Origin of the sequence: Mycobacterium sp. smrl_JER01 (genome assembly GCF_048513595.2) — a bacterium.
Taxonomy (GTDB): domain Bacteria; phylum Actinomycetota; class Actinomycetes; order Mycobacteriales; family Mycobacteriaceae; genus Mycobacterium.
Genome location: NZ_JBLXXK020000001.1, coordinates 5,615,124 through 5,634,645, shown reverse-complemented (window position 1 = coordinate 5,634,645; position 19,522 = coordinate 5,615,124). Strand labels below are relative to the sequence as shown.

The following is a 19,522-nucleotide window of genomic DNA, read 5'->3' as shown; positions in this document are numbered from 1 at the left end:
GGTAGGTTCCACAGCATGACGCTGGCATTCGGCGATTGGATCGTTCACCGCCGCTGGTACGCCGGCCGCAGCCGCGACCTCGCCTCGGCCGTGCCCGCGACGGTAACTCCGCTCGGCGCAGACCTCGAGCACGTGCTGCTCGACGTCACCTACACCGACGGCACCACCGAGCGTTACCAGCTGCTGGTGCGCTGGGAGGCCGGGGCGACGGACAGCGCGGCCGGCGAGGCGCCAGCGGCCACCGTGATCGGTACGGTGATCGGTACCGACAGCGGTCCCGCAGGCAAGCGCACCGCCTACGACGCGCTGTATGACCCGGAGGCCGCCCGCACCCTGCTGGGTCTGATCGACTCCTCGGCCACCGTCGCGGATCTGCGATTCAGCAGGGAGCCGGGCGCGACTCTGCCGGTGACCGCCCCGCCGAAGGTGTCGAGCGCCGAGCAGAGCAACACCAGCGTGATCTTCGGAAAAGACGCGATGCTCAAGGTGTTTCGCCAGGTGACGCCAGGGATCAACCCCGACATCGAGCTCAACCGGGTACTTGCCCGCGCCGGCAACCCGCACGTCGCGGCACTGCTCGGGTCCTACGAGACCAGCTGGGCAGGTCCGGGGACGCCACCGTGCGCGCTGGGCATGGTGGCCGCGTTCGCGGCCAACAGCGTCGAGGGCTGGGACATGGCCACCGCCAGCGCCCAGGAGTTGTTCGCCGACGAGGTCGGGAGCGACTTCGCCGACGAATCCCACCGGCTCGGTGCGGCGGTGGCGTCGGTGCACGCCACGCTGGCCGAGGCCCTCGGGGTGTCGACCGAGCCGTTCCCGGTCGACACGGTGCTGGCCCGACTGGCGTCAGCCGCCCACGCGGCGCCGGAACTCGCCGACCGGGTGACAGCCATCGGGCAGCGCTACCGACAACTCGCCGACACGACGATCACGGTGCAGCGAGTGCATGGGGATCTGCACCTGGGGCAGGTGCTGCGCACACCGGAGAACTGGCTGCTGATCGACTTCGAGGGTGAACCCGGTCAGCCGCTGGAGGAGCGTCGGCGGCCGGACTCGCCGCTGCGTGACGTGGCCGGTGTGCTGCGGTCCTTCGAGTATGCGGCCTACCAGCGGTTGGTGGAGCTGGGGCCTGACCAGGACGGCAGCGATCGGCTCGCCACCCGAGCCCGTGACTGGGTGGACCGCAACAGCTCGGCGTTCTGCGCCGGGTACGCGTCGGTCTCCGGCACCGACCCGCGCGACCACGGCGAGGTGCTGGCCGCCTACGAACTCGACAAGGCGGTCTACGAAGCGGCCTACGAGGCGCGTTTCCGCCCGACCTGGCTGCCCATCCCGATGCGGTCGATTGCGCGCATCCTCAGCTGACAGCACACAAGCTGGCAACCGTGGCCGCCGGGTAGGGCGCCGCCGCTCTTCGGCTCCTACATCCGGCCCGCCCGGCCGGCGACAGACGGGAACACCCGCTGTCGACTCGACGGCCACGGTTGCAACAGCACGATCAAGTTAACACACGGCGGCCCGGAATCGGGTCAACTCGGCGCTAAGCGTGATGGCGCACAACAGTTTTCAGCCCGCAGTTGCCTCGGCCCGTAACACCAGCACTGTTCTGGCGTCGACGGACAACGTGGCGCCGGCCTGATGCGACTGGCCGGGTTCGGGCGCCACCGGCTCGGCAGAGCAGACGACGGGCTCCCACGACGCCGCAAACTCTTCGGCCGGCAGGGTGAACTCGATCGGCTCGTGATGGGCGTTGAAGAACAGCAGGAACGAATCGTCGATGACCCGCTGCCCGCGGGTGTCCATATCGGGTATGCCGTGGCCGTTGAGGTACACACCGACCGACTTGGCGAAACCCGAACCCCAATCCTCGCCGGTCATCTCGGCCCCCTCGGGGGTGAACCAGGCGATGTCGGGCAGACCGGCCTGACCACGTCGGCCCACCGGCTTGCCGCTGAAGAAGCGGCGCCGGCGGAAGACCGGATGGTCGGCGCGCAGCCGGGACACGGTCCGGGTGAACTCCAGCAGATCGGCGTCGGCGGTCGACCAGTCGATCCAGGTGATCTCGTTGTCCTGGCAGTACCCGTTGTTGTTGCCGCCCTGGGTGCGGCCGAGTTCGTCGCCGTGGCAGATCATCGGCACACCCTGCGACAGCAACAGCGTGGTCAGGAAGTTCCGTTCCTGCCGCGACCGCAGGGCGAGCACCTCCGGATCGTCGGTGGGTCCTTCGACCCCGCAGTTCCAGGACCGGTTGTGGCTCTCGCCGTCGTTGTTGTCCTCGCCGTTGGCTTCGTTGTGCTTCTCGTTGTAGGACACCAGATCACGCAGCGTGAAACCGTCGTGGGCGATGACGAAGTTGATCGACGCGACCGGACGCCGCGCGGTGTGCTCGTAGAGGTCGGCCGACCCGGTGAGGCGGTAGGCGAACTCGTCGAGGGTGGCCGGCTCGCCGCGCCAGAAGTCACGCACGGTGTCGCGGTACTTGCCGTTCCACTCGGTCCACTGTGGCGGGAAGTTGCCGACCTGGTAGCCGCCCGGCCCGACGTCCCATGGTTCGGCGATCAGCTTGACCTGGCTGACCGTCGGGTCCTGCTGGACGAGTTCGAAGAAGGTGGCCAGTCGGTCCACCTCGTAGAACTCGCGGGCCAGGGTGGAGGCCAGGTCGAAACGGAAGCCGTCGACGTGCATTTCGGTGACCCAATACCGCAGCGAGTCCATCAGCAGCTGCAGGGCGTGCGGATGGCTCACGTTCAGGCTGTTGCCGGTTCCGGTGTAGTCCATGTAGTAGCGCTTGTCGTCGTCGACGAGGTGGTAGTACGCGGCGTTGTCGATGCCGCGCATCGACAACGTCGGCCCCAGGTGGTTGCCCTCGGCGGTGTGGTTGTAGACGACGTCGAGGATCACCTCGATGCCCGCCTCGTGCAGCGCCCGGACCATCGCCTTGAACTCCTGCACCTGCCCGCCCGGGTTCGGGTTGGAGCTGTACTTCGAATCCGGGGCGAAGAAGCCGATGGTGTTGTAACCCCAGTAGTTGGACAACCCCTTCTCGATCAAGGTCGAGTCGTTGGCGAAGTGGTGCACCGGCATCAACTCGATGGCGTTCACTCCGAGCGAGGTGAGGTGCTCGATGATGGCCGGGTGCGCGACGGCCGCGTACGTTCCGCGGATCTGTTCGGGGATGTCGGGGTGGGTCTGAGTGAGGCCTTTGACGTGGGCTTCATAGATCACCGTGTCGGCGTACTCGTGGCCGGGCGGGCGGTCGACACCCCAGTCGAAGTACGGGTTGATGACCACCGACTTCGGCATGCTCTGAGCCGAGTCGTCGTCGTTGCGGCTGTCCGGGTCACCGAAGTCGTACGAGAACAGCGACTGGTTCCAGTCGAAGTTCCCGTCGATGGCCTTCGAGTACGGGTCGAGCAACAGCTTGTTGGGGTTGCAGCGCAGTCCGTTGGCCGGATCGTACGGGCCGTGAACCCGGTAGCCGTAGCGCTGGCCGGGCTCGATGTTGGGGATGAAGCCGTGCCACACGAAGCCGTCGACCTCGGGCAGCGTGACCCGGCTTTCGGTGCCGTCTGCGTCGAACAGGCACAGCTCCACCTTGTCGGCAGCCTCACTGAACAGGGCGAAGTTGGTGCCGGACCCGTCGTAGGTGGACCCGAGCGGGTAGGCCTTGCCCGGCCACAGTTCCGGCGCAATGGTGGTGCCCGACGTACCGGCGAATTGGGTCAACTGGGTTCTCCTGAAATAGGCGCAGAAACTGCGATAGCGACGATAGGGGATGCCCAGGCAAGGGCCGACGCAACCGTCGATTACCTCACAGGATCTCGACTCCGGCGTCGCGCAGCTCGCCGACCGCCGCGGTGGTGGTCGCGAGGGAGACCCCTGCGGTCAGATCCAGCAGCACCCGGGTGGTGAAACCCGCCGCGACCGCGTCCGCGGCGGTGGCCTTGACGCAGTGGTCGGTCGCGATTCCGACCACGTCGACGGCCGTGACGTCGCGGTCCCGCAGCCATTCGGCCAGCGAACCGCCCGCGTCGAGGGTGCCCTCGAACCCGCTGTAGGCGGCCGAGTAGTGCCCCTTCTTGAACACCGCCTCGATCGGGGTGGTGTCGAGGTCGGGGTGAAACTCCGCCCCGGCGGTCTGCGCGACACAGTGCACCGGCCAGGAGTCGACGAAGTCGGGGTGGTCGGAGAAGTGCGGACCGGGATCGATGTGGAAGTCCTTGGTGGCCACCACGTGGTCATATCCCGGCGCGGTGGCGAGCAGGTCGTTGATCGCGCGGGCCACCGCCGCACCTCCGGCAACCGCCAGCGAGCCGCCCTCGCAGAAGTCGTTCTGCACATCGACGATGATGAGTGCCCTGTTCGACGTCATCCGTCCACGGTATCGCCGGAGCGCGCGACCCGCTGGTGCGCGGTCAACAGCAGGTGGTCGAACGTCGCCCGCGGCGGCAGCGACTCCTCATACACCAGCGCGCCATAATCGGCCAGCAACTGTTCGGCCAGCACCCGCAACTTCACGTTGGTCTCCTGGGACCGCCACCGCAACAGCTCGAACGCCGACTGGTCGTCGACCCGGTAGATCAACATGAGCATCCCTTTGACCTGTTCGATCACCGCGCGGTTCTCGGTGATCTCCGCCAGCGCCGCGCTCATCATCGCCTTGGCCTGGGCGTCGGTGGGAGTCATGTCGACGTAGAAGCCGTGCGTGCCGACCAGGCGGCCGGTCTCGTCGAGCAGCTGATCGCCGATCACCACGACCTCGTGGGTGTCGCCGCGGGTGTCGATGATGCGGTGCCGGGTGGAAAACGACCGGTGGGTGCGCCGCATCTCCTCCAGGGTGGCCGCGACCTGCTGACGGTCTTCGGGATGCTTGTGTGCCAGCACCAGTTCGGTCGTCGGTGTCACCGTTCCCGGCTCGTAACCGTGCAGGATCTGCACTTGCTCGGACCACTCCCAGCGCTCGTCGGCGAAGTAGAACCGGAACCATCCGACCCGCTGCGGAGCTCCCCCGGCGAGCGCCTGCTCCACCGAGTCATCGCTGGTCACACTGCGGACCCTGAATCTGACGTCATGGCCGAACTCTAATGTCATTGCTCGACAACTCATCCCCCGAACAGCAAATACAGTCCGGTGAAGGTGTAGCCGACCATCACCAGCATCATCGCCAATTGCCCGGTCAACTGGTGCCGGGCCGGAAGTACCGCCAGCGCCCGGTCATGCGCGGCGATCACACCGGCGATGTGGCCGGCCACCACGAAACCGACCTTCAGCGTCGCCAGCACCGCCGGGTGCATGGAGAGCAGGTAGACCACCTCGGCGTCGGGCCGCCCGAGCAGGCGGTACACCGTCTGTTGGCCACGTTCCACCAGATAGGTCAGGTAATGGGCGAAGACGTATCCGATCACGATCGGGATCAACGAATGCGCCAGCAGCCCGGGCAGCTCCCGCCGCGTGCGCGCGTCCACTCCGCCCGTGCACCGGGCCGCCGCGCTGAACGTGCCGGCCACGACACCGACGAACACCACCAGGGCGACTGTGCGCACCGCGCTGGCGGCTGCCGCCGAATCGGTCACCCCGTCGACGAAATTACGGAACTGTGGTGTCGCCGAGTAGCTGTCGAAGGCTGTCGAGCCCAGCAGGACCGCAAGTACGGCGACGATGCCCGGCCGCACCGGAAGCGACAGCAGATGGTCGAACGGATTGCCGATCGCGATGCGGCCGTCGGTATTCCGGCGCATCGGGGACAGGCGGGCGGCCACGCCGCTGTACACCTCGAACGGATCCGCGCGGGCGCACCACCGGGGTCCGCACCACAGCGCGCCGGCCAACGTCACCGCCAGATAGACCAGCAGCCAGACCCGGATTGCGGTGAGCGAACCGGGATCCGGGCTGGCCAGCTCGAGCCAGACGAAGGCGAACAGGCCGGCCGCGGCCGGCCAGTAGCCCAATGCCGGGGGGTAGCTGCGGCCCAACGAACGGTGGCCGAGGAATCGGTGCAGGGCGCGCACCGGCGAGAGCACCCGCCACACCGGGCCGAACAGCACCGACAACGCCACAACGCCGACCCAGAGCAGCACGTAAAACACACCCGGCAGCGCGTTCTGCGAAGTCTGCGGCCCCCGGATGGTGGCCACCGCGACCCATCCGGCCGCCAGCAGCGCCACCGTCGCCAGTGTCCACCGTGTCACCGGCGCGTCGACCGCGCGGGTGACCCAGTGCGGCAACGGGAACGCCGGTTTGTCCGCCGAGAACCGCGGACTGCGCCAGGCGAACGCCACCACAGCGAAGGTGAACGTCAGCGCCCAGGCCGCTCCGATGAGCGCATAGGTGAACGGGATGGGCAGGTCGGTGGAACCACCCAGACCGTGCGCGAGAACTTGTGCGCTCACTGCACCTGGATCGTCGCGATCGTCGTGTGCAGCGTGTGTAATTCGACGTCCACCCGGCCCGGAACCTCGACGGTGAACTGGAAGGTCTGGGCGGGTCCGATACCGACGGCGAAGGTGTGCTCCGGCGTGGAGTGCACGTGCAGTTCGTCGGTCGCATCGCTGGCCACCCGCACCACGATCGGTTCGTTGACCGAGGCCCGCAATTGCTGGTTGGTCGGGGTCACCTGGCCGGCTTCGATCACCACGTCGATCACGAGCTGGTCGGGAGGTGACTGGGCGTCTGAGATCATCGGAGTCCCGGCCGGCGCGCCGGTCGTCACCTCGGCCGGGGCCGAGCCGGGACTCGTTGCGCCGCTTGCGGACTCATTGGTGCCAGCGCAGCCGGCCGCCAGCAGCGCCGCCGCACCGACCGCAAGGATGAGCTGTGCGCCCCGGTGCCGATGTCGTCGTGCGGTGATCACTGTTCTCCCGGGTTGTCGGGCCGGCGTCGGTTCTTGGCGGCGATGTAGACGATGACACCGGCCACCACGATCGCCGGTGCGAACGCCGGAACCGCCAGCCAGATGGGATGGTCGGCCAGCAGCGCGACGTCGGGCTGACCGGTCATGACTGGGCGCTCGGCTGGAACTGCGCCTCGCTGCCCTGGGGTTCACTGTTGTTGATCCGGCCGGCACCCCAGGCGATGCCGGCGACCATCGCCAGCGAGCAGACCAGGACGATCAGGCAGCCGATGAACCACAGCGACGCCGGGATGTCGGGGCTGCGCTCGCGCTGCAGAATGGTGATCTCCGAGACGAACGGCCGGGTGAACTGTGCCTCGGCCGGCACCTCCTCGGCACCGATACCCGGGTCGCCGGCGAGGAAGATCGGCACCGCGGTGAGCGTGCTGCCGTCGTGCACGCGCAGCAGGGTCTTCCAGGTGCCCGCGACCGGCATGGGCGCGGTGGACCGGTAGTGCCCGTCACCGACTCGTTCGAGGCGGTCGATGAACTGTCCTCTTTCGTTCTCCAGGCCGCCCTGCCAGCCCAGGACCGCCACCCAGTTCGGGTCGTCGCTGATGACGTCGGGCGGGTTGAAACGGATGTCGGCGGTGACGTGACGTTGACCGTTGACGGGTTCGGCTTCGGTCAGCGTGACCGATGCGGTCGCGTTCTCGGGAGTGTCGTAAGACAGGCCGTTGGCGGCAGCACCCCCGAGTGCGAGCACGGTGAGTGCCACCAGGCTGACGCCGATGGCGCGGCGGGGCAGGCGTTGGCCGGTCAGCACCATGCCGACCATGGCGCCGCACGCACCCACGAGCACGGCGACCGGGATCGACATCGCCAGCGCTTCGGGCCAGATGCTCATCGGCCACTGCAGCGGGTAGACGGTGTTGATCCACAGCGATTCGAGCCACAGTCCGACGGTCGCGATGCCCAGTCCGGCCACCGCGCCGAAGATGACCGGCCGTTTGAACAGCGCGGTCAGCGCCAGCAGTTCGACCACGACCGCGGCCCCGAGGTAGAGCGGGAACCAGTTGACCGGGGCGTCGAGCACAGGTGCCACCAGGAACGCGACGATGCCGCGCAGTCCGATGGCGATCACGGCCGCGATCAGCGCGGCGCCCCGGCCGAGGAAGATGCGGGCGCAGACCAGCGCCAGAGCCGCTGCGGCGGCGATCAGCATCGGCTGGAACACCTGACGGAACTGCGGGACACCGAAGTCGAACTCGATCTGGTAGACCGACGCGCCGATCAGCACACCGGCGAAGGCGAGGTAGAGCATGAACCGCAGCCCCAGACCGTCACGCGGCCGGTCGGGACCGGAGGCGCGTCTGCCCTCGTACTCCAGAAACGCCGCGGCCAGCGTCGAGAACCCGGCGCCGCCGATCATCATCAGGTGGGTCGGCCCCCACAGCGTCACGTCCTGGCCGAAGATGCGGTGCCAGATGTCGTCGAGCGGGAAACCGAGTAGCGCATAGAGGCCGCAGCCGGCCATCACGATGCCGCCGACCGGTGCGTACCAGTCGTCGGTGATGCGCACCGCGGCCGGACCGGGCCGGTCATCTGCCCCCCTGGGCAGCACCATCGCGGTGCATCCGGCCACGAAGATGCCGAACAGGCCGATCAGGATGAAGTAGTGGGCCGGGTTGGCCAGCGCGCCGTCGTCGCGGCCGTCGCCGATGTGCAGGCTCACGTCCCAGATGAAACCGAACAGCGCGCAGATGATCGACGAGGTGAACATGGCGACCGGCAGAGCCACCCAGGACGGCCGCTTGAAACGGCGCCCGGACCAGTCGGCCAGGCTGGTCAGCCAGGAGATCTTGTGGCTGCGGTGCAGGTAACCGATCCACAGCAGGATCGCGGTCACGACGGCGCCCGCCACCGACAACGCGATGATCTCGCTCAGCGCGGCACCGCCGCCCTCGTCACCCCCCGACGGCTGCGCCAGCACGGAAACCGCGTGCAGAGAAAACTCCATCGTCATCCCTCCCGACACCTGACTGGTGAGTAATATTGCCAGAAGCTTCCCATGCGAAACCTGCGGTACCGGGTTTTTGCGAAACCTCCGGGTGTGCTGGTGTCCGGGCGGTTGCCGCCGGCTCACGGTGGGGACTTAAACGGTGCTGAACTGTGTGAACGCCGGGTCATGGGCGCCGGCGTGCGGGGCCGCCACCGGGCAGGGCGGCAGCCGGGCTCACGTGCGCGGCGGCCGGAGAACCCTCATCGCCAACTGCATCATCGGGGCGGGAATGCGGTCTTTCATCGACAGCGCCGACGCGGCGACCTGGGTGCGGGCCGGAGTACCGCGTCCGAACATCCGGTTGATCGGACCGCCGGTGGGCTCCAGGTCCACGTGCAACGGTGGTCTGCCGTCCGCCGCGCCGAGTGCATTGGATATCACGATGCGCTGGATCTCGCTGGTGCCTTCGAAGATGGTGTACAGCTTGGCGTCCCGATACCACTTCTCCACGGGATGGTCCTTGACGTAACCCCAGCCGCCCATGGTCTGAATGGCGCGCTCGGTGGTGCGGACCGCGAGCTCGCTGGCCGCCAACTTCGACATCGAGCCCTCCCCGCGTTCGAACGGAACTCCGGTGGCCGCCATCCAGGACGCCCGCCAGGTGAGTAGCCGGGCGGCGTCCAGGCCGGTGGCCAGATCGGCCAACGGGAACGAGATGCCCTGGTTGTCGATGATGGGCGCCCCGAACGCCTCCCGGCGATTGGCGTATTCGGTGGCGTACTCGAGGGCGGCCCTGGCGATGCCGAGCGCCTGCGCGGCCACCATCGGACGGGTCTGCTCAAAGGTGCCGAGGGTTGCCGACCCGGAATGTCGTGCTCCCTCGACGGCTTCGCGGGCGCGCGCCAGCTTGTGGTCGAGCTTCTCCTGTCCACCCAGCAGATGGTCGGCGGGCACCCGCACGCCGGTGAACTTCAGTTCGGCGGTGTGTGAGGCTCGGCAGCCGAGCTTGTCGAGCTTGCGCACCATATCCAGACCCGGTGTGCCGCCGGGCACGATGAACAGTGCTTGGCCCTTGTGCCCGAGTTCCTGATCCACCACGGCGTTGACGACGTGCACATTGGCGATGCCGCCGTTGCCGATCCACATCTTGTGCCCGTCGATGATCCAGTCGGCATCGGGACCCGAACCGTCCCGGCGCGCCGTGGTGCGCAGGTTGCGGACATCGCTGCCGCCTTCGGGTTCCGAGATCGCCAAGGCGGCCAGTTTGAGGTCGCCGGGGGTGCCGAAGCATTCCGGCGCCCATTGCAGCATCTGCTCCGGCGAGGCGGCCTGACCGATCGCCGAGAGCGCCAGTGCGGGCATGACGACGGCCAGACCGATGCCGGCGCAACCCCAGAACAACTCCTCCATGAACATCGGCAGCGACAGTCCGGTCGGATCCCCGATGAGGTCGCGGTAGAACAGCGGACTGTAGAACCCCTGCCGTGCCGCCTCCTCCAGCACCGGCCACGGGAATTCCTGCCGTTGGTCGTAATCGGCGGCCACCGGTCTGATCACCTGCTCGGCGAATTCGTGTGTGCGCCGAGCCAGATCGTGTTGCGCTGCGGTGGGTGTGATGTCGAACGTCATCGGCCGCCCTCCCCGGGCATCGCGTGCTACGGCAACTGATTTGGCAGATCGGCAGGCAGCGCAGAGACAGGTTCATCACCGGCCTCCACCGGCCTAGGGTGGCGGGTACCCACCGTCGACGGGAAATCCACCGCGAAGGATGTCGATGAAGATCCGGCCGGCGCAGTTTCGACAACGTGACACCATCACGTGCGGTCCGACTGTCGCGGTCATCGCGGGCGCGATGCTCGATCCGGTGTATGGACAGTCGCTGTCGGGACCCGACGCTGCCATCTGGTTCGGCGCGGAACAAGGCCGAGTCCACGCGTCGGTGAACCGGGTGTGGCCGAGGTCGTTGGGGACCACGCCGCGGGGGATGGCGCGGGCTGTCACCGTCCGCTCACGTGTTCGTGGCGTCGTCTACCGGTGGCGCCTGTGGCGCGGACGTCGCGATGAACTCACCGATGTGCTGTCGGCGGCCGCGTCCGGGTGGCCGGTGGCCATGCTGGTCGGGCGGTGCATCCCCAGGCACTGGATCCTGATCGTCGACGCGACCGACGGGGCGGTCCGGTGCTACGAACCCTCGTCGGGAGACGTCCGCACAGTCGGCGTCGAGGCGATCCGGGCGGCGCACCTGACCGGCGTGGGCTACCCGCGTCCGTTCGCGTTCGTGCTGCCGCGGCTCCCGGGCTAGTGCATACGGCTAGGTCGGAGCCGCCCCCGCATCGGCGATGCGGCGCTGAGCCTCGCCGACCGAGATGCGGAGCCGCCGGGCCAGCACATCGGCCCACGGCGCGCCGGCGAACTCGACGGGCGGCGGACCCGCGGTCATCTGCGCGAGCAGGTGGCGCTGCCGCGCGGTCAGCAGCTTCGCCAGCTCGTCCAACGCGACCAGCAGGGCCCGCTGATCGACCGGACGCAATGTGTGGAAGGCCAGTGCGGCCACCGACCGGTGGGCGTGATCCACGGCGTCGAGGGCCGCGGTCCAATCTTTCTTCGAACTCATGTTCGACAGCGTAGGGGTGGGGTCCGACACGTCGATAAGCTCGGGTGATGGCCCGCAAGTTCGCCACCGCCGAGGTGGTCACGCTGCCCGAGCTACTCGACTTCATCCGTCCCCGCCACCGGATGGTGCTCACCACCTTCCGGGCCGGAGAATCCCTGCAGAGTTCCCCGGTGACCGGTGGGGTGGACGCCGATGGGCGCATCGTCATCGCGACCTACCCGCTGCGCGCCAAGGCGGCCAACATCAGGCGTCGCCGCCGCGCCAGCGTGGTGGTGTTGTCCGACGACTTCGACGGACCCTATGTGCAGGTCGACGGCCATGCCGAGATCGTGGATCTGCCGGCGGCTCTGGAACCGCTCGTCGAGTACTTCCGGTCGGTGTCCGGTGAGCACCCGGACTGGGAGGAATACCGGCAGGCGATGCTCGATCAACAGAAGTGTCTGATCCGGGTCACCCCGCAGCGCTGGGGGCCGGTGGCCACGGGCGGGTTCCCGCCGCAGTAGCACGCCGGGCCGGCGAGGCCGGAAGGGACGGACCACCGGAACTGTGGTAGTCAGAGCGGACGGACAAATTGCGTCTGCTAGCACGTCAAACTATAGTCTGGACACATGTCCAGGAGGGTGCGGATTCCTTGCTCCATACGATTCGGCCGGCTCTGCGCCGCTCTCCAGGCCCGATGAGATGAGTATGCGCATCGCGTTGCTGTCCTACCGGAGCAAAACCCACTGCGGCGGCCAAGGCGTCTACGTCCGTCACCTGAGCCGGGGGCTGGTCGAGCTCGGCCACGACGTCGAGGTCTTCTCCGGTCAGCCCTACCCCGACGGGCTCGATCCCCGGGTGCGGTTGACCGAGGTGCCGAGCCTGGACCTCTACCGCGAGCCGGACCCGTTCCGCGTTCCGCGGCCGAGTGAGATCAAGACCGGCATCGACCTCCTCGAACTTCTGACCACATGGACCGCGGGCTTCCCGGAGCCCAAGACGTTCAGTATGCGGGTCGCCCGGCTGCTGGCCGACCGCCGCGACGAGTTCGACGTCGTCCATGACAACCAGTGCCTCGGTAGCGGGCTGCTCGACATCGCGGCGACGGGCCTGCCGGTGGTGGCCACCGTGCATCATCCGATCACCCGGGACCGGGTGGTGGACGTCGCCGCCGCGCCATGGTGGCGCAAGCCGCTGGTTCGGCGCTGGTACGGCTTCGCGGAGATGCAGAAGCAGGTCGCCCGCCGGATCCCCGAACTGCTGACGGTGTCGTCGACCTCGGCAGCCGACATCATCGAGGATTTCGCGGTCGACCCCGACCAGCTGCATGTGGTGCCGCTGGGTGTGGACACCGAGCTGTTCGGACCCGCCGAACAGCGGGTGCGCAATCGCATCATCGCGATCGCGAGCGCCGATGTGCCACTCAAGGGCGTCAGTCATCTCCTGCACGCGGTCGCCCGGTTGCGCGTCGAACGCGACCTCGAGCTCCAGCTCGTCGCCAAATTGGAGCCCAACGGCCCGACCGAGAAACTCATCGCCGAGCTGGGCATCTCGGACATCGTGCACAGCTCCAGCGGACTGACCGACTCCGAATTGGCGGGCCTGCTGGCATCGGCTGAGGTGGCGTGCATCCCGTCGCTCTACGAGGGGTTCTCGTTGCCCGCTGTGGAGGCGATGGCCAGCGGTACCCCGATCGTGGCGAGCCGGGCTGGTGCGTTGCCCGAGGTGGTGGGCGCCGACGGCGAGTGCGCACGGCTGGTGAGACCTGCCGACGTCGACGAGCTCACCGCCGTTCTCGGAGAACTGCTCGACTCACCGATGGAGCTGCGCAGGCTCGGTTCCAACGGCCGGCGGCGGGCGCTGGAGGTTTTCAGTTGGGAGTCGGTGGCCGCACAGACCGTCGCGGTGTACGACCGGGCCCGTGAAAGGGTCGCCGCATGCTGACCGTGGATTTCGACCGACTCGGCGTGGGAGCCGGAACCAAGGTCATCGACGTGGGATGTGGTGCCGGCCGGCACACGTTCGAGGCATTCAGGCGGGGTGCCGACGTCATCGGTTTCGACCAGAGCGTGTCGGATCTCAACGATGTGGACGAGATCCTGCAGGCCATGAAGAAGCAGGGCGAGGTTCCTGCGTCGGCCAAGGGCGAGGCGGTCAAGGGGGACGCCCTGGACCTGCCGTATGCCGACGGCACCTTCGACTGCGTCATCGCCTCGGAGATCCTGGAGCACGTCCCCGACGATGATCAGGCGATCGCGCAACTCGTCCGGGTACTCAAACCCGGAGGCGCACTGGCGATCACGGTTCCGCGCTGGCTGCCCGAGCGGATCTGCTGGGCGCTCTCGGACGAGTACCACGCCAACGAGGGTGGCCACATCCGCATCTACCGGGCCGACGAACTCCGCGACAAAGTGGTCGCCCACGGGCTGCGCCTGACCCACACCCACCACGCCCACGCTCTGCACTCCCCGTACTGGTGGCTGAAATGCGCTGTCGGGACCGAGAAGAACGATCATCCGATGGTCTTGGCGTACCACAAGCTGTTGGTCTGGGACATGATGTCGCGCCCGTGGCTGACGCGGACGGCCGAGGCGGCGCTGAACCCGCTGATCGGCAAGAGTGTGGCGCTCTATTTCAGGAAGCCCCCATCTGCCGATGCATGACATCCCCGGTGTGCCGGGCGTGTTCACGCCGGCTCAATGTCGGCAGACCGCTGAATCGATAGCCGCGACTCAGGAGTCCAGCGGTGCGATCCCGTGGTCGGTGGGCGGGCACACCGACCCGTGGGACCACATCGAGAACGCGATGGCACTCACCGTGGCGGGATTGGTGGAGCCTGCGCGCGCGGCGTTCGAATGGTCGCGTATCACGCAGCGCCCGGACGGGAGCTGGCCGATCCAGGTCCGCAATGGGATCATCGAGGACGCCAACAGCGACAGCAACTTCTGCGCCTACATCGCCACCGGGGTGTGGCACCACGTGCTGGTCACCGGTGATCGCACTTTCGCCGAGTCGATGTGGCCGGTGGTTGCCAAGGCCATCGACTTCGTTCTCCAGCTGCAGTTCAGCACCGGTGAAATCGCTTGGGCCCGAGGGCCTTCCGGCGCTGCCCAGGAAGCCCTGCTGACCGGATGTGCGAGCATCTACCACAGCATCCGCTGCGCCCTGGCGCTCGCCGACCATGTCGGCAATCCGCAACCGGAGTGGGAGGTCGCGGTGGGCCGACTCGGCCACGCGATCGCCGACCACCCCGAAGGCTTCGTGACCAAGGACCGCTGGTCGATGGAGTGGTACTACCCGATTCTCGGCGGCGCGCTGCGCGGGCCGCGGGCGCGGTCTCGCATCGAGGAGCGATGGCACGACTTCGTGGTGCCGGGCCTGGGGATCCGATGCGTAGACGACCGCCCGTGGGTGACCGGCGCCGAAACCTGCGAGTTGGTCATGGCTTTGGAGGCCATCGGGGATAGGGCGCGTGCCCACGAGCAGTTCGCCGCCATGCATCATCTGCGCGAGGAGGACGGCTCGTACTGGACCGGCTTGGTGTATTCCGACGGCAAGCGCTGGCCGGTGGAACGCACCACCTGGACGGGCGCCGCGGTGATCCTGGCCGCCGATGCGCTGTCGTCGACCACGCCGGCCAGTGGAATCTTCCGCTGTCTCGATCTGCCCAGAGGCCTTGAGGGCGAATATGATTGCGAGTGCGCGACCAGCGATCGCTAGCCTGTGCCGAGGGCTCCCGGCCCGCCGGAAACCCGTTCGAGCACTCGCATCGATCCCACCGCCCGCACCTCGCGGAAGTCTCCGGTGTCCAGAGCGCGCCGGTAGATCAGGAACGGGGCCCGGCCACCGTCGGCGGGGTCCGGGAACACGTCGTGGATGACCAGTGCAGCGCCGAGGTCAACCCACGGCGCCCAGCCGGCGAAGTCGCGGTTGGCCGCCTCCTCGGTGTGGCCGCCGTCGATGAACAGCAGCCGCAACGGAGTTCGCCAACCGCGGGCCACCACCGGCGAGCGGCCGACCACGGCCACGAGGTTCTCGTCGAGACCCGCGGCATCGAGGGTGTGGCGCAGGGTGGGCAGCGTGTCGAAAAGACCGGTGACCGGGTCCACCAGCGTGGAATCGTGGTACTCCCAACCGGCCTGGTGTTCCTCCGAGCCGTGATGATGGTCGACGGTGTAGATCAGGCCGCCGGTCTGTTGCGCCGCGGCGCCGAGCATCACCGTGGACTTGCCGCAGTACGTGCCGATCTCGACGCCGATGCCGTCGGCCAGGTACTCCAGCGCGGTGTCGTAGAGCGCCCGCCCCTCGTCGGCGGGCATGAACCCGGTGACCCGTTCGGCAAGCTCGAAAAGGGCTGCTGCGGCAGGAGGCAGGACGGTGTCGGTGTCAGTCATCGCGGTCCAACTTACCGTTGCCCTGCCCTAGTGGTTCCCGGTTTGTTGTAGTAGCGTCCGGACATGTGTCCGATCCGGCTCTGGAGTCGACTCGGCGTCGTCTGACGGCCAGGCAGGCCGATACGGTGGACCGTCTGGGGCGTGCGGCGGTCGAGTTGCTCCGCCGGGAGGGTTTCGCCGGCCTGACCGTACGTCGTGTCGCCGCGGAGGCCGGGGTGGGCGCGGCCACCGCCTACACCTACTTCTCGTCGAAAGAACATCTGGTTGCCGAGGTGTTCTGGCGCCGGCTGGCCGGCTCGCCAGGGGTCGAGCACGGCTCCGGTGACCCGGCAACCCGGGTCACCGAGGTGCTCGCGCACATCTCCTCGCTGGTCGCCGACGAGCCCGAGTTCGCCGGTGCGGTGACGACCTCGCTGCTGGGCAAGGATCCCGACGTCGACGTGTTGCGGTTGCGCATCGGTCGCGACATCCGGGACCGGCTCGCGGCGGCACTCGGCGCCGATGTCGATCCTGACGTCATCGACGCCCTCGAGATGCTCTACTCGGGCGCGCTGGTGCGCGCCGGGATGGGGCACTCGTCCTATCCGGAGATCGCGGCGCGGTTGGAGAAGTCGGCCCGGCTGATGCTGGGTTGAGGGTCCCCGGGGCGTCAGCGGGCGCCGACCAGAGCGGTCGCCGCAGCCACCGCGGGCTGGATCAGGCCCGCTATATCGCGCCCGTCCTCGACGAAAAGCGCTGTGAGTTCCCGTAATCCGCCCAGCAGGATGAGTGCGATCGGCGGCGTGACAGGCCGCAGGCCCGCACGCCGGAACCCGGCGTTGCTCGTCAACGAGACCAGCAGCCCGGTCAGGTCGTGCATCACCTGACGATGCAGTGGCTGTGCCGCCGCGCCGAGTGCGGGTGCCTCCCGAATCCAGCACAGCGTGAGAGCGGGGCGGGCGCTGATGTGATCGACGTAGGCATCCACCGCCTGGCGAATCTGCACCCGCCAGTCGGCCTCGGAATCCACTGCCGCCTCGATGCCGGTGATCAGGTCGGAGTTGTTGCGGCGCAGCAACTCGATCAGACACTCCTGTTTGCCGGCGAACTGTTCGTAGAACGTGCGTTTGGAGGTGCGGGCGTGCCGGACGACGTCGGCCACGGTGCTGTCGCGGTATCCGCGCTCGACGATGGCCGAGGTCAGGCCGTCGAGCAGACGGTCGGCCGTCGACGTCGTAGGACCGGCCGGTGCCGGTGTCGTCATTCTCGTCAATCCGCCCTTGCACCCTGGTGGTACCAAGCGGTACCGTACCGGAACTATACGGTGGTACACCGCGGTACCACGTGACGATCGGGGAGTCCGATGAGCGATGTAACCCTCACCGCACCGCGTGCCGCCACCACCTCGGCTCGACCGTCGCGACTACCGCCGACACCACGCATCCCCAAGTTCGCACAGGGGCTGGCCTTCTCGGTGTCCCGGCAGCGGACAGTAGGCCAGATCGTGCGCCGATACGGAGATGTCTTCACCATGACGCTGCCGGTGTTCGGGCCGACGGTGATCGTCACCGATCCGGCGCTGGCCAAGCAGTTGTTCGCAGCCAACACCGACGACGTGGGCAATATTCAGCCCAATCTGTCCCGGGTGCTCGGTTCGGGGTCGGTGTTCGCGCTCGACGGCACCGACCACCGCCGCCGCCGGAGGCTGCTCACCCCGCCGTTCCACGGCAAGAGCATCAAGAATTACGAGCAGATCTTCGAGGAGGAGACGCTGCGCGAGGCGGCGAACTGGCCGGAGGGGCGACCGTTCGAAACCCTCGAGCCGATGATGCGGATCACCCTGAACGCGATTCTGCGAGCGGTGTTCGGCGCCGACGGCGCACATCTGGACGAACTGCGCCGGATCATTCCGCCGTGGGTCACCCTCGGCTCACGGCTTGCGGTTCTGCCCACCCCCCGGCGTACCTACGGCCGCTTCAGTCCGTGGGGCAGGCTGGCCGCCTACCGGCGCCGCTACGACGAGGTGATCGGCCGCCTCATCGACGCCGTGCAGGCCGATCCGCACTTCGACACCCGCGCCGACATCCTGGCTCTGCTGCTGCGCAGCACCTACGAGGACGGCTCGACGATGTCACGCCAGGACATCGGAGACGAGCTTCTGACCCTGTTGGCGGCGGGCCATGAGACCACCGCGGCGACGCTGGGGTGGGCCTTCGAGCGGATTAGCCGCCACTCCGACGTGCTGGCCCGGCTGGTCGCCGAGGCCGACACCGACGGCAACGAGTTCCGGCAGGCGACGCTGCTGGAGATTCAGCGGTCTCGCACCGTGATCGACTTCGCGGGCCGCCACGTCTACGCGCCGACCTTCGAACTCGGCGAATGGGTGATCCCGCAGGGGTATTCGATCGTCGTCGCGATCGGGGAGGTGCACCACCGCAGTCAGGACTTCCCCGAGCCGGAGCGTTTCGACCCGCAGCGGTTCATCGGTCAGCGGCCGAACACGTTCGCACACCTTCCGTTCGGCGGCGGCACCCGTCGATGCGTGGGTGCCGTCTTCGCCAATGTGGAGATGGACATCGTGCTGCGGACGGTGCTGCGACACTTCGTGATCGAGACGACCACCGCCCCGGGGGAAAAGATGCACTCCCGGGGAGTGGCCTACACCCCGGCCCAGGGCGGCCGCGTGGTGATGCGCCGCCGCTGAGCCGGGAACTACACTTCAGCGCGTTTGGGCAGCTTCCAGCCGGGCCGCGGGAAATGGCAGGTGTAACCGCTCGGGTAGCGCTGGAGGTAGTCCTGGTGTTCGGGCTCGGCCTCCCAGAAATCGGGTGCCGGGCTCACGTCGGTGACAACCTTTCCCGGCCACAGCCCTGACGCGTCCACATCGGCGATGGTGTCCAGCGCGATCTGACGCTGCTCGTCGTCGACGTAGAAGATCTCCGACCGGTAGCTGGTCCCGACGTCGTTACCCTGCCGGTCCTTCGTCGTGGGATCGTGGATCTGAAAGAAGAACTCCAACAGGGCCCGGTAATCGGTCTGTGTCGGGTCGTAGACGATCTCGATCGCCTCGGCGTGGCCGGGATGGTTGCGGTAGGTCGGGTGGTCGTTGCGACCTCCCGTGTAGCCCACCCGCGTCGACACGACGCCGGGTTGCTTACGGATCAGGTCCTGCATACCCCAGAAGCATCCGCCCGCCAGGACGGCCCGCTTGTAGTCGCTCACGCTTGCTCCTTCTCGATGGCTTTCTCAGAAGCACTGAATAATCCACGGTACTGCCCATAGCCCTGCGCTTCGAGGTCGTCGAGGTGGATGAACCGCAGCGCCGCGGAGTTGATGCAGTAACGCAGTCCACCCTGCTCGCGCGGACCGTCGGTGAAGACGTGGCCCAGATGACTGTCGGCGTGCGTCGAGCGCACCTCGGTGCGGATCATCAAGTGCGAGAAATCGCGCTTGCTCACGATGTTCTCCGCCTCCAGTGGCCGGGTGAAGCTGGGCCAGCCCGAACCACTTTCGAATTTGTCGACCGAGGCGAACAGCGGTTCACCGGATACCACGTCGACGTAGATGCCAGGTTCGTGATTGTCCCAGTACTCACCGGTGAACGGACGTTCGGTGCCGTTGCGTTGGGTGACGTGGTACTGCTCGGCTGAGAGCGCGTCGAGCGCATCCGGGTGCTTTTCGTATGGCTGTGTCATGGCGTCGGTACAACCTTCTGTGCTGCGGTT

The 19,522-nt window shown here is 67.6% G+C and carries 21 protein-coding genes; 8 read left to right on the top strand and 13 right to left on the bottom strand.

Annotation, left to right across the window (positions count from 1 at the left end; all coding sequences use genetic code 11):
• Positions 1 to 15 precede the first annotated feature (15 nt).
• Positions 16 to 1,365: a maltokinase N-terminal cap-like domain-containing protein gene (locus ACNUDN_RS26550; RefSeq protein ID WP_419124669.1), complete on the top strand. Its 1,350-nt coding sequence runs from the start codon at positions 16 to 18 to the stop codon at positions 1,363 to 1,365.
• 201 nt (positions 1,366 to 1,566) lie between these two features.
• Here the strand turns inward: ACNUDN_RS26550 and glgX are convergent, their stop codons facing one another.
• From glgX to ACNUDN_RS26510, 8 genes are all read right to left on the bottom strand, one after another.
• Positions 1,567 to 3,726, bottom strand: coding sequence for a glycogen debranching protein GlgX (gene glgX, locus ACNUDN_RS26545; protein ID WP_419124668.1), 2,160 nt, complete (start codon positions 3,724 to 3,726; stop codon positions 1,567 to 1,569).
• A gap of 85 nt (positions 3,727 to 3,811) precedes the next feature.
• Complete coding sequence (locus tag ACNUDN_RS26540) at positions 3,812 to 4,372, bottom strand: isochorismatase family protein (RefSeq protein WP_419124667.1); 561 nt, start codon at positions 4,370 to 4,372, stop codon at positions 3,812 to 3,814.
• Positions 4,369 to 5,046, bottom strand: a complete 678-nt coding sequence (locus tag ACNUDN_RS26535) for a PAS and ANTAR domain-containing protein (protein ID WP_419124666.1) — start codon at positions 5,044 to 5,046, stop codon at positions 4,369 to 4,371. The genes ACNUDN_RS26540 and ACNUDN_RS26535 overlap by 4 nt, the downstream gene beginning before the upstream one ends.
• A 56-nt stretch (positions 5,047 to 5,102) precedes the next feature.
• Positions 5,103 to 6,389: a hypothetical protein gene (locus ACNUDN_RS26530; RefSeq protein WP_419124665.1), complete on the bottom strand. Its 1,287-nt coding sequence runs from the start codon at positions 6,387 to 6,389 to the stop codon at positions 5,103 to 5,105.
• Positions 6,386 to 6,850, bottom strand: a complete 465-nt coding sequence (locus ACNUDN_RS26525; RefSeq protein WP_419124664.1) for a hypothetical protein — start codon at positions 6,848 to 6,850, stop codon at positions 6,386 to 6,388. The genes ACNUDN_RS26530 and ACNUDN_RS26525 overlap by 4 nt, the downstream gene beginning before the upstream one ends.
• Complete coding sequence (locus tag ACNUDN_RS26520) at positions 6,847 to 6,996, bottom strand: hypothetical protein (RefSeq protein ID WP_419124663.1); 150 nt, start codon at positions 6,994 to 6,996, stop codon at positions 6,847 to 6,849. The genes ACNUDN_RS26525 and ACNUDN_RS26520 overlap by 4 nt, the downstream gene beginning before the upstream one ends.
• Positions 6,993 to 8,849 carry a hypothetical protein gene (locus ACNUDN_RS26515; RefSeq protein ID WP_419124662.1) on the bottom strand — a complete coding sequence of 619 codons (1,857 nt, stop codon included), beginning with the start codon at positions 8,847 to 8,849 and terminating at the stop codon, positions 6,993 to 6,995. Before ACNUDN_RS26515 ends, ACNUDN_RS26520 begins: the two co-directional genes overlap by 4 nt.
• Before the next feature lie 216 nt (positions 8,850 to 9,065).
• Complete coding sequence (locus ACNUDN_RS26510; RefSeq protein WP_419124661.1) at positions 9,066 to 10,460, bottom strand: acyl-CoA dehydrogenase family protein; 1,395 nt, start codon at positions 10,458 to 10,460, stop codon at positions 9,066 to 9,068.
• Between the two features lie 145 nt (positions 10,461 to 10,605).
• Here ACNUDN_RS26510 and ACNUDN_RS26505 point away from each other — a divergent pair, with 145 nt between their 5' ends.
• Positions 10,606 to 11,133, top strand: a complete 528-nt coding sequence (locus ACNUDN_RS26505; RefSeq protein WP_419124660.1) for a hypothetical protein — start codon at positions 10,606 to 10,608, stop codon at positions 11,131 to 11,133.
• Positions 11,134 to 11,142: 9 nt separating this feature from the next.
• Here the strand turns inward: ACNUDN_RS26505 and ACNUDN_RS26500 are convergent, their stop codons facing one another.
• Positions 11,143 to 11,445 carry a hypothetical protein gene (locus ACNUDN_RS26500; RefSeq protein WP_419124659.1) on the bottom strand — a complete coding sequence of 101 codons (303 nt, stop codon included), beginning with the start codon at positions 11,443 to 11,445 and terminating at the stop codon, positions 11,143 to 11,145.
• Between the two features lie 47 nt (positions 11,446 to 11,492).
• Between ACNUDN_RS26500 and ACNUDN_RS26495 the strand changes: the two genes are divergently transcribed.
• The 4 genes from ACNUDN_RS26495 (at position 11,493) to mmpH (ending at position 15,144) form a co-directional block, all read left to right on the top strand.
• Positions 11,493 to 11,948 carry a TIGR03618 family F420-dependent PPOX class oxidoreductase gene (locus ACNUDN_RS26495; RefSeq protein ID WP_419124658.1) on the top strand — a complete coding sequence of 152 codons (456 nt, stop codon included), beginning with the start codon at positions 11,493 to 11,495 and terminating at the stop codon, positions 11,946 to 11,948.
• 184 nt (positions 11,949 to 12,132) lie between these two features.
• Positions 12,133 to 13,368, top strand: coding sequence for an MMP alpha-(1->4)-mannosyltransferase (gene manT / locus ACNUDN_RS26490; RefSeq protein ID WP_419125324.1), 1,236 nt, complete (start codon positions 12,133 to 12,135; stop codon positions 13,366 to 13,368).
• On the top strand, positions 13,362 to 14,087 hold the full coding sequence (locus ACNUDN_RS26485) for a class I SAM-dependent methyltransferase (protein WP_419124657.1): 726 nt from the start codon (positions 13,362 to 13,364) through the stop codon (positions 14,085 to 14,087). Before manT ends, ACNUDN_RS26485 begins: the two co-directional genes overlap by 7 nt.
• Positions 14,080 to 15,144, top strand: a complete 1,065-nt coding sequence (mmpH, locus tag ACNUDN_RS26480; protein WP_419124656.1) for an MMP endo-(1,4)-3-O-methyl-alpha-D-mannosidase — start codon at positions 14,080 to 14,082, stop codon at positions 15,142 to 15,144. The genes ACNUDN_RS26485 and mmpH overlap by 8 nt, the downstream gene beginning before the upstream one ends.
• On the opposite strand, the gene ACNUDN_RS26475 is transcribed toward mmpH, so the two are convergent.
• Positions 15,141 to 15,818 carry a class I SAM-dependent methyltransferase gene (locus ACNUDN_RS26475; RefSeq protein ID WP_419124655.1) on the bottom strand — a complete coding sequence of 226 codons (678 nt, stop codon included), beginning with the start codon at positions 15,816 to 15,818 and terminating at the stop codon, positions 15,141 to 15,143. The genes mmpH and ACNUDN_RS26475 overlap by 4 nt on opposite strands.
• A 65-nt stretch (positions 15,819 to 15,883) precedes the next feature.
• Between ACNUDN_RS26475 and ACNUDN_RS26470 the strand changes: the two genes are divergently transcribed.
• Positions 15,884 to 16,453: a TetR/AcrR family transcriptional regulator gene (locus ACNUDN_RS26470; RefSeq protein WP_419124654.1), complete on the top strand. Its 570-nt coding sequence runs from the start codon at positions 15,884 to 15,886 to the stop codon at positions 16,451 to 16,453.
• A gap of 14 nt (positions 16,454 to 16,467) precedes the next feature.
• On the opposite strand, the gene ACNUDN_RS26465 is transcribed toward ACNUDN_RS26470, so the two are convergent.
• Positions 16,468 to 17,061, bottom strand: a complete 594-nt coding sequence (locus tag ACNUDN_RS26465) for a TetR/AcrR family transcriptional regulator (protein ID WP_419124653.1) — start codon at positions 17,059 to 17,061, stop codon at positions 16,468 to 16,470.
• Positions 17,062 to 17,160: 99 nt separating this feature from the next.
• On the opposite strand from ACNUDN_RS26465, the gene ACNUDN_RS26460 reads away from it, so the two are divergent.
• The gene (locus tag ACNUDN_RS26460; RefSeq protein ID WP_419124652.1) at positions 17,161 to 18,501 is read left to right on the top strand and encodes a cytochrome P450; all 1,341 of its coding nucleotides are present in this window, start codon (positions 17,161 to 17,163) and stop codon (positions 18,499 to 18,501) included.
• Between the two features lie 8 nt (positions 18,502 to 18,509).
• On the opposite strand, the gene msrA is transcribed toward ACNUDN_RS26460, so the two are convergent.
• On the bottom strand, positions 18,510 to 19,019 hold the full coding sequence (gene msrA, locus ACNUDN_RS26455; RefSeq protein ID WP_431960946.1) for a peptide-methionine (S)-S-oxide reductase MsrA: 510 nt from the start codon (positions 19,017 to 19,019) through the stop codon (positions 18,510 to 18,512).
• Entirely contained in the window at positions 19,016 to 19,492 is a 477-nt protein-coding gene (gene msrB / locus ACNUDN_RS26450; RefSeq protein WP_419124651.1) for a peptide-methionine (R)-S-oxide reductase MsrB, read from the bottom strand. The genes msrA and msrB overlap by 4 nt, the downstream gene beginning before the upstream one ends.
• Between the last annotated feature and the right edge of the window lie 30 nt (positions 19,493 to 19,522).

What these genes read in the sequence shown, in the direction of transcription:
- ACNUDN_RS26505 (WP_419124660.1), top strand. Translation starts at nt 10,606, where the DNA reads ATGAAGATCCGGCCGGCGCAGTTTCGACAACGTGACACCATCACGTGC.
- ACNUDN_RS26485 (WP_419124657.1), top strand. Translation starts at nt 13,362, where the DNA reads ATGCTGACCGTGGATTTCGACCGACTCGGCGTGGGAGCCGGAACCAAG.
- ACNUDN_RS26550 (WP_419124669.1), top strand. Translation starts at nt 16, where the DNA reads ATGACGCTGGCATTCGGCGATTGGATCGTTCACCGCCGCTGGTACGCC.
- ACNUDN_RS26510 (WP_419124661.1), bottom strand. Translation starts at nt 10,460, where the DNA reads ATGACGTTCGACATCACACCCACCGCAGCGCAACACGATCTGGCTCGG.
- ACNUDN_RS26460 (WP_419124652.1), top strand. Translation starts at nt 17,161, where the DNA reads ATGAGCGATGTAACCCTCACCGCACCGCGTGCCGCCACCACCTCGGCT.
- ACNUDN_RS26520 (WP_419124663.1), bottom strand. Translation starts at nt 6,996, where the DNA reads ATGACCGGTCAGCCCGACGTCGCGCTGCTGGCCGACCATCCCATCTGG.
- mmpH (WP_419124656.1), top strand. Translation starts at nt 14,080, where the DNA reads ATGCATGACATCCCCGGTGTGCCGGGCGTGTTCACGCCGGCTCAATGT.
- ACNUDN_RS26500 (WP_419124659.1), bottom strand. Translation starts at nt 11,445, where the DNA reads ATGAGTTCGAAGAAAGATTGGACCGCGGCCCTCGACGCCGTGGATCAC.
- ACNUDN_RS26515 (WP_419124662.1), bottom strand. Translation starts at nt 8,849, where the DNA reads ATGGAGTTTTCTCTGCACGCGGTTTCCGTGCTGGCGCAGCCGTCGGGG.
- msrB (WP_419124651.1), bottom strand. Translation starts at nt 19,492, where the DNA reads ATGACACAGCCATACGAAAAGCACCCGGATGCGCTCGACGCGCTCTCA.
- manT (WP_419125324.1), top strand. Translation starts at nt 12,133, where the DNA reads ATGCGCATCGCGTTGCTGTCCTACCGGAGCAAAACCCACTGCGGCGGC.
- ACNUDN_RS26495 (WP_419124658.1), top strand. Translation starts at nt 11,493, where the DNA reads ATGGCCCGCAAGTTCGCCACCGCCGAGGTGGTCACGCTGCCCGAGCTA.
- ACNUDN_RS26475 (WP_419124655.1), bottom strand. Translation starts at nt 15,818, where the DNA reads ATGACTGACACCGACACCGTCCTGCCTCCTGCCGCAGCAGCCCTTTTC.
- ACNUDN_RS26540 (WP_419124667.1), bottom strand. Translation starts at nt 4,372, where the DNA reads ATGACGTCGAACAGGGCACTCATCATCGTCGATGTGCAGAACGACTTC.
- ACNUDN_RS26465 (WP_419124653.1), bottom strand. Translation starts at nt 17,061, where the DNA reads ATGACGACACCGGCACCGGCCGGTCCTACGACGTCGACGGCCGACCGT.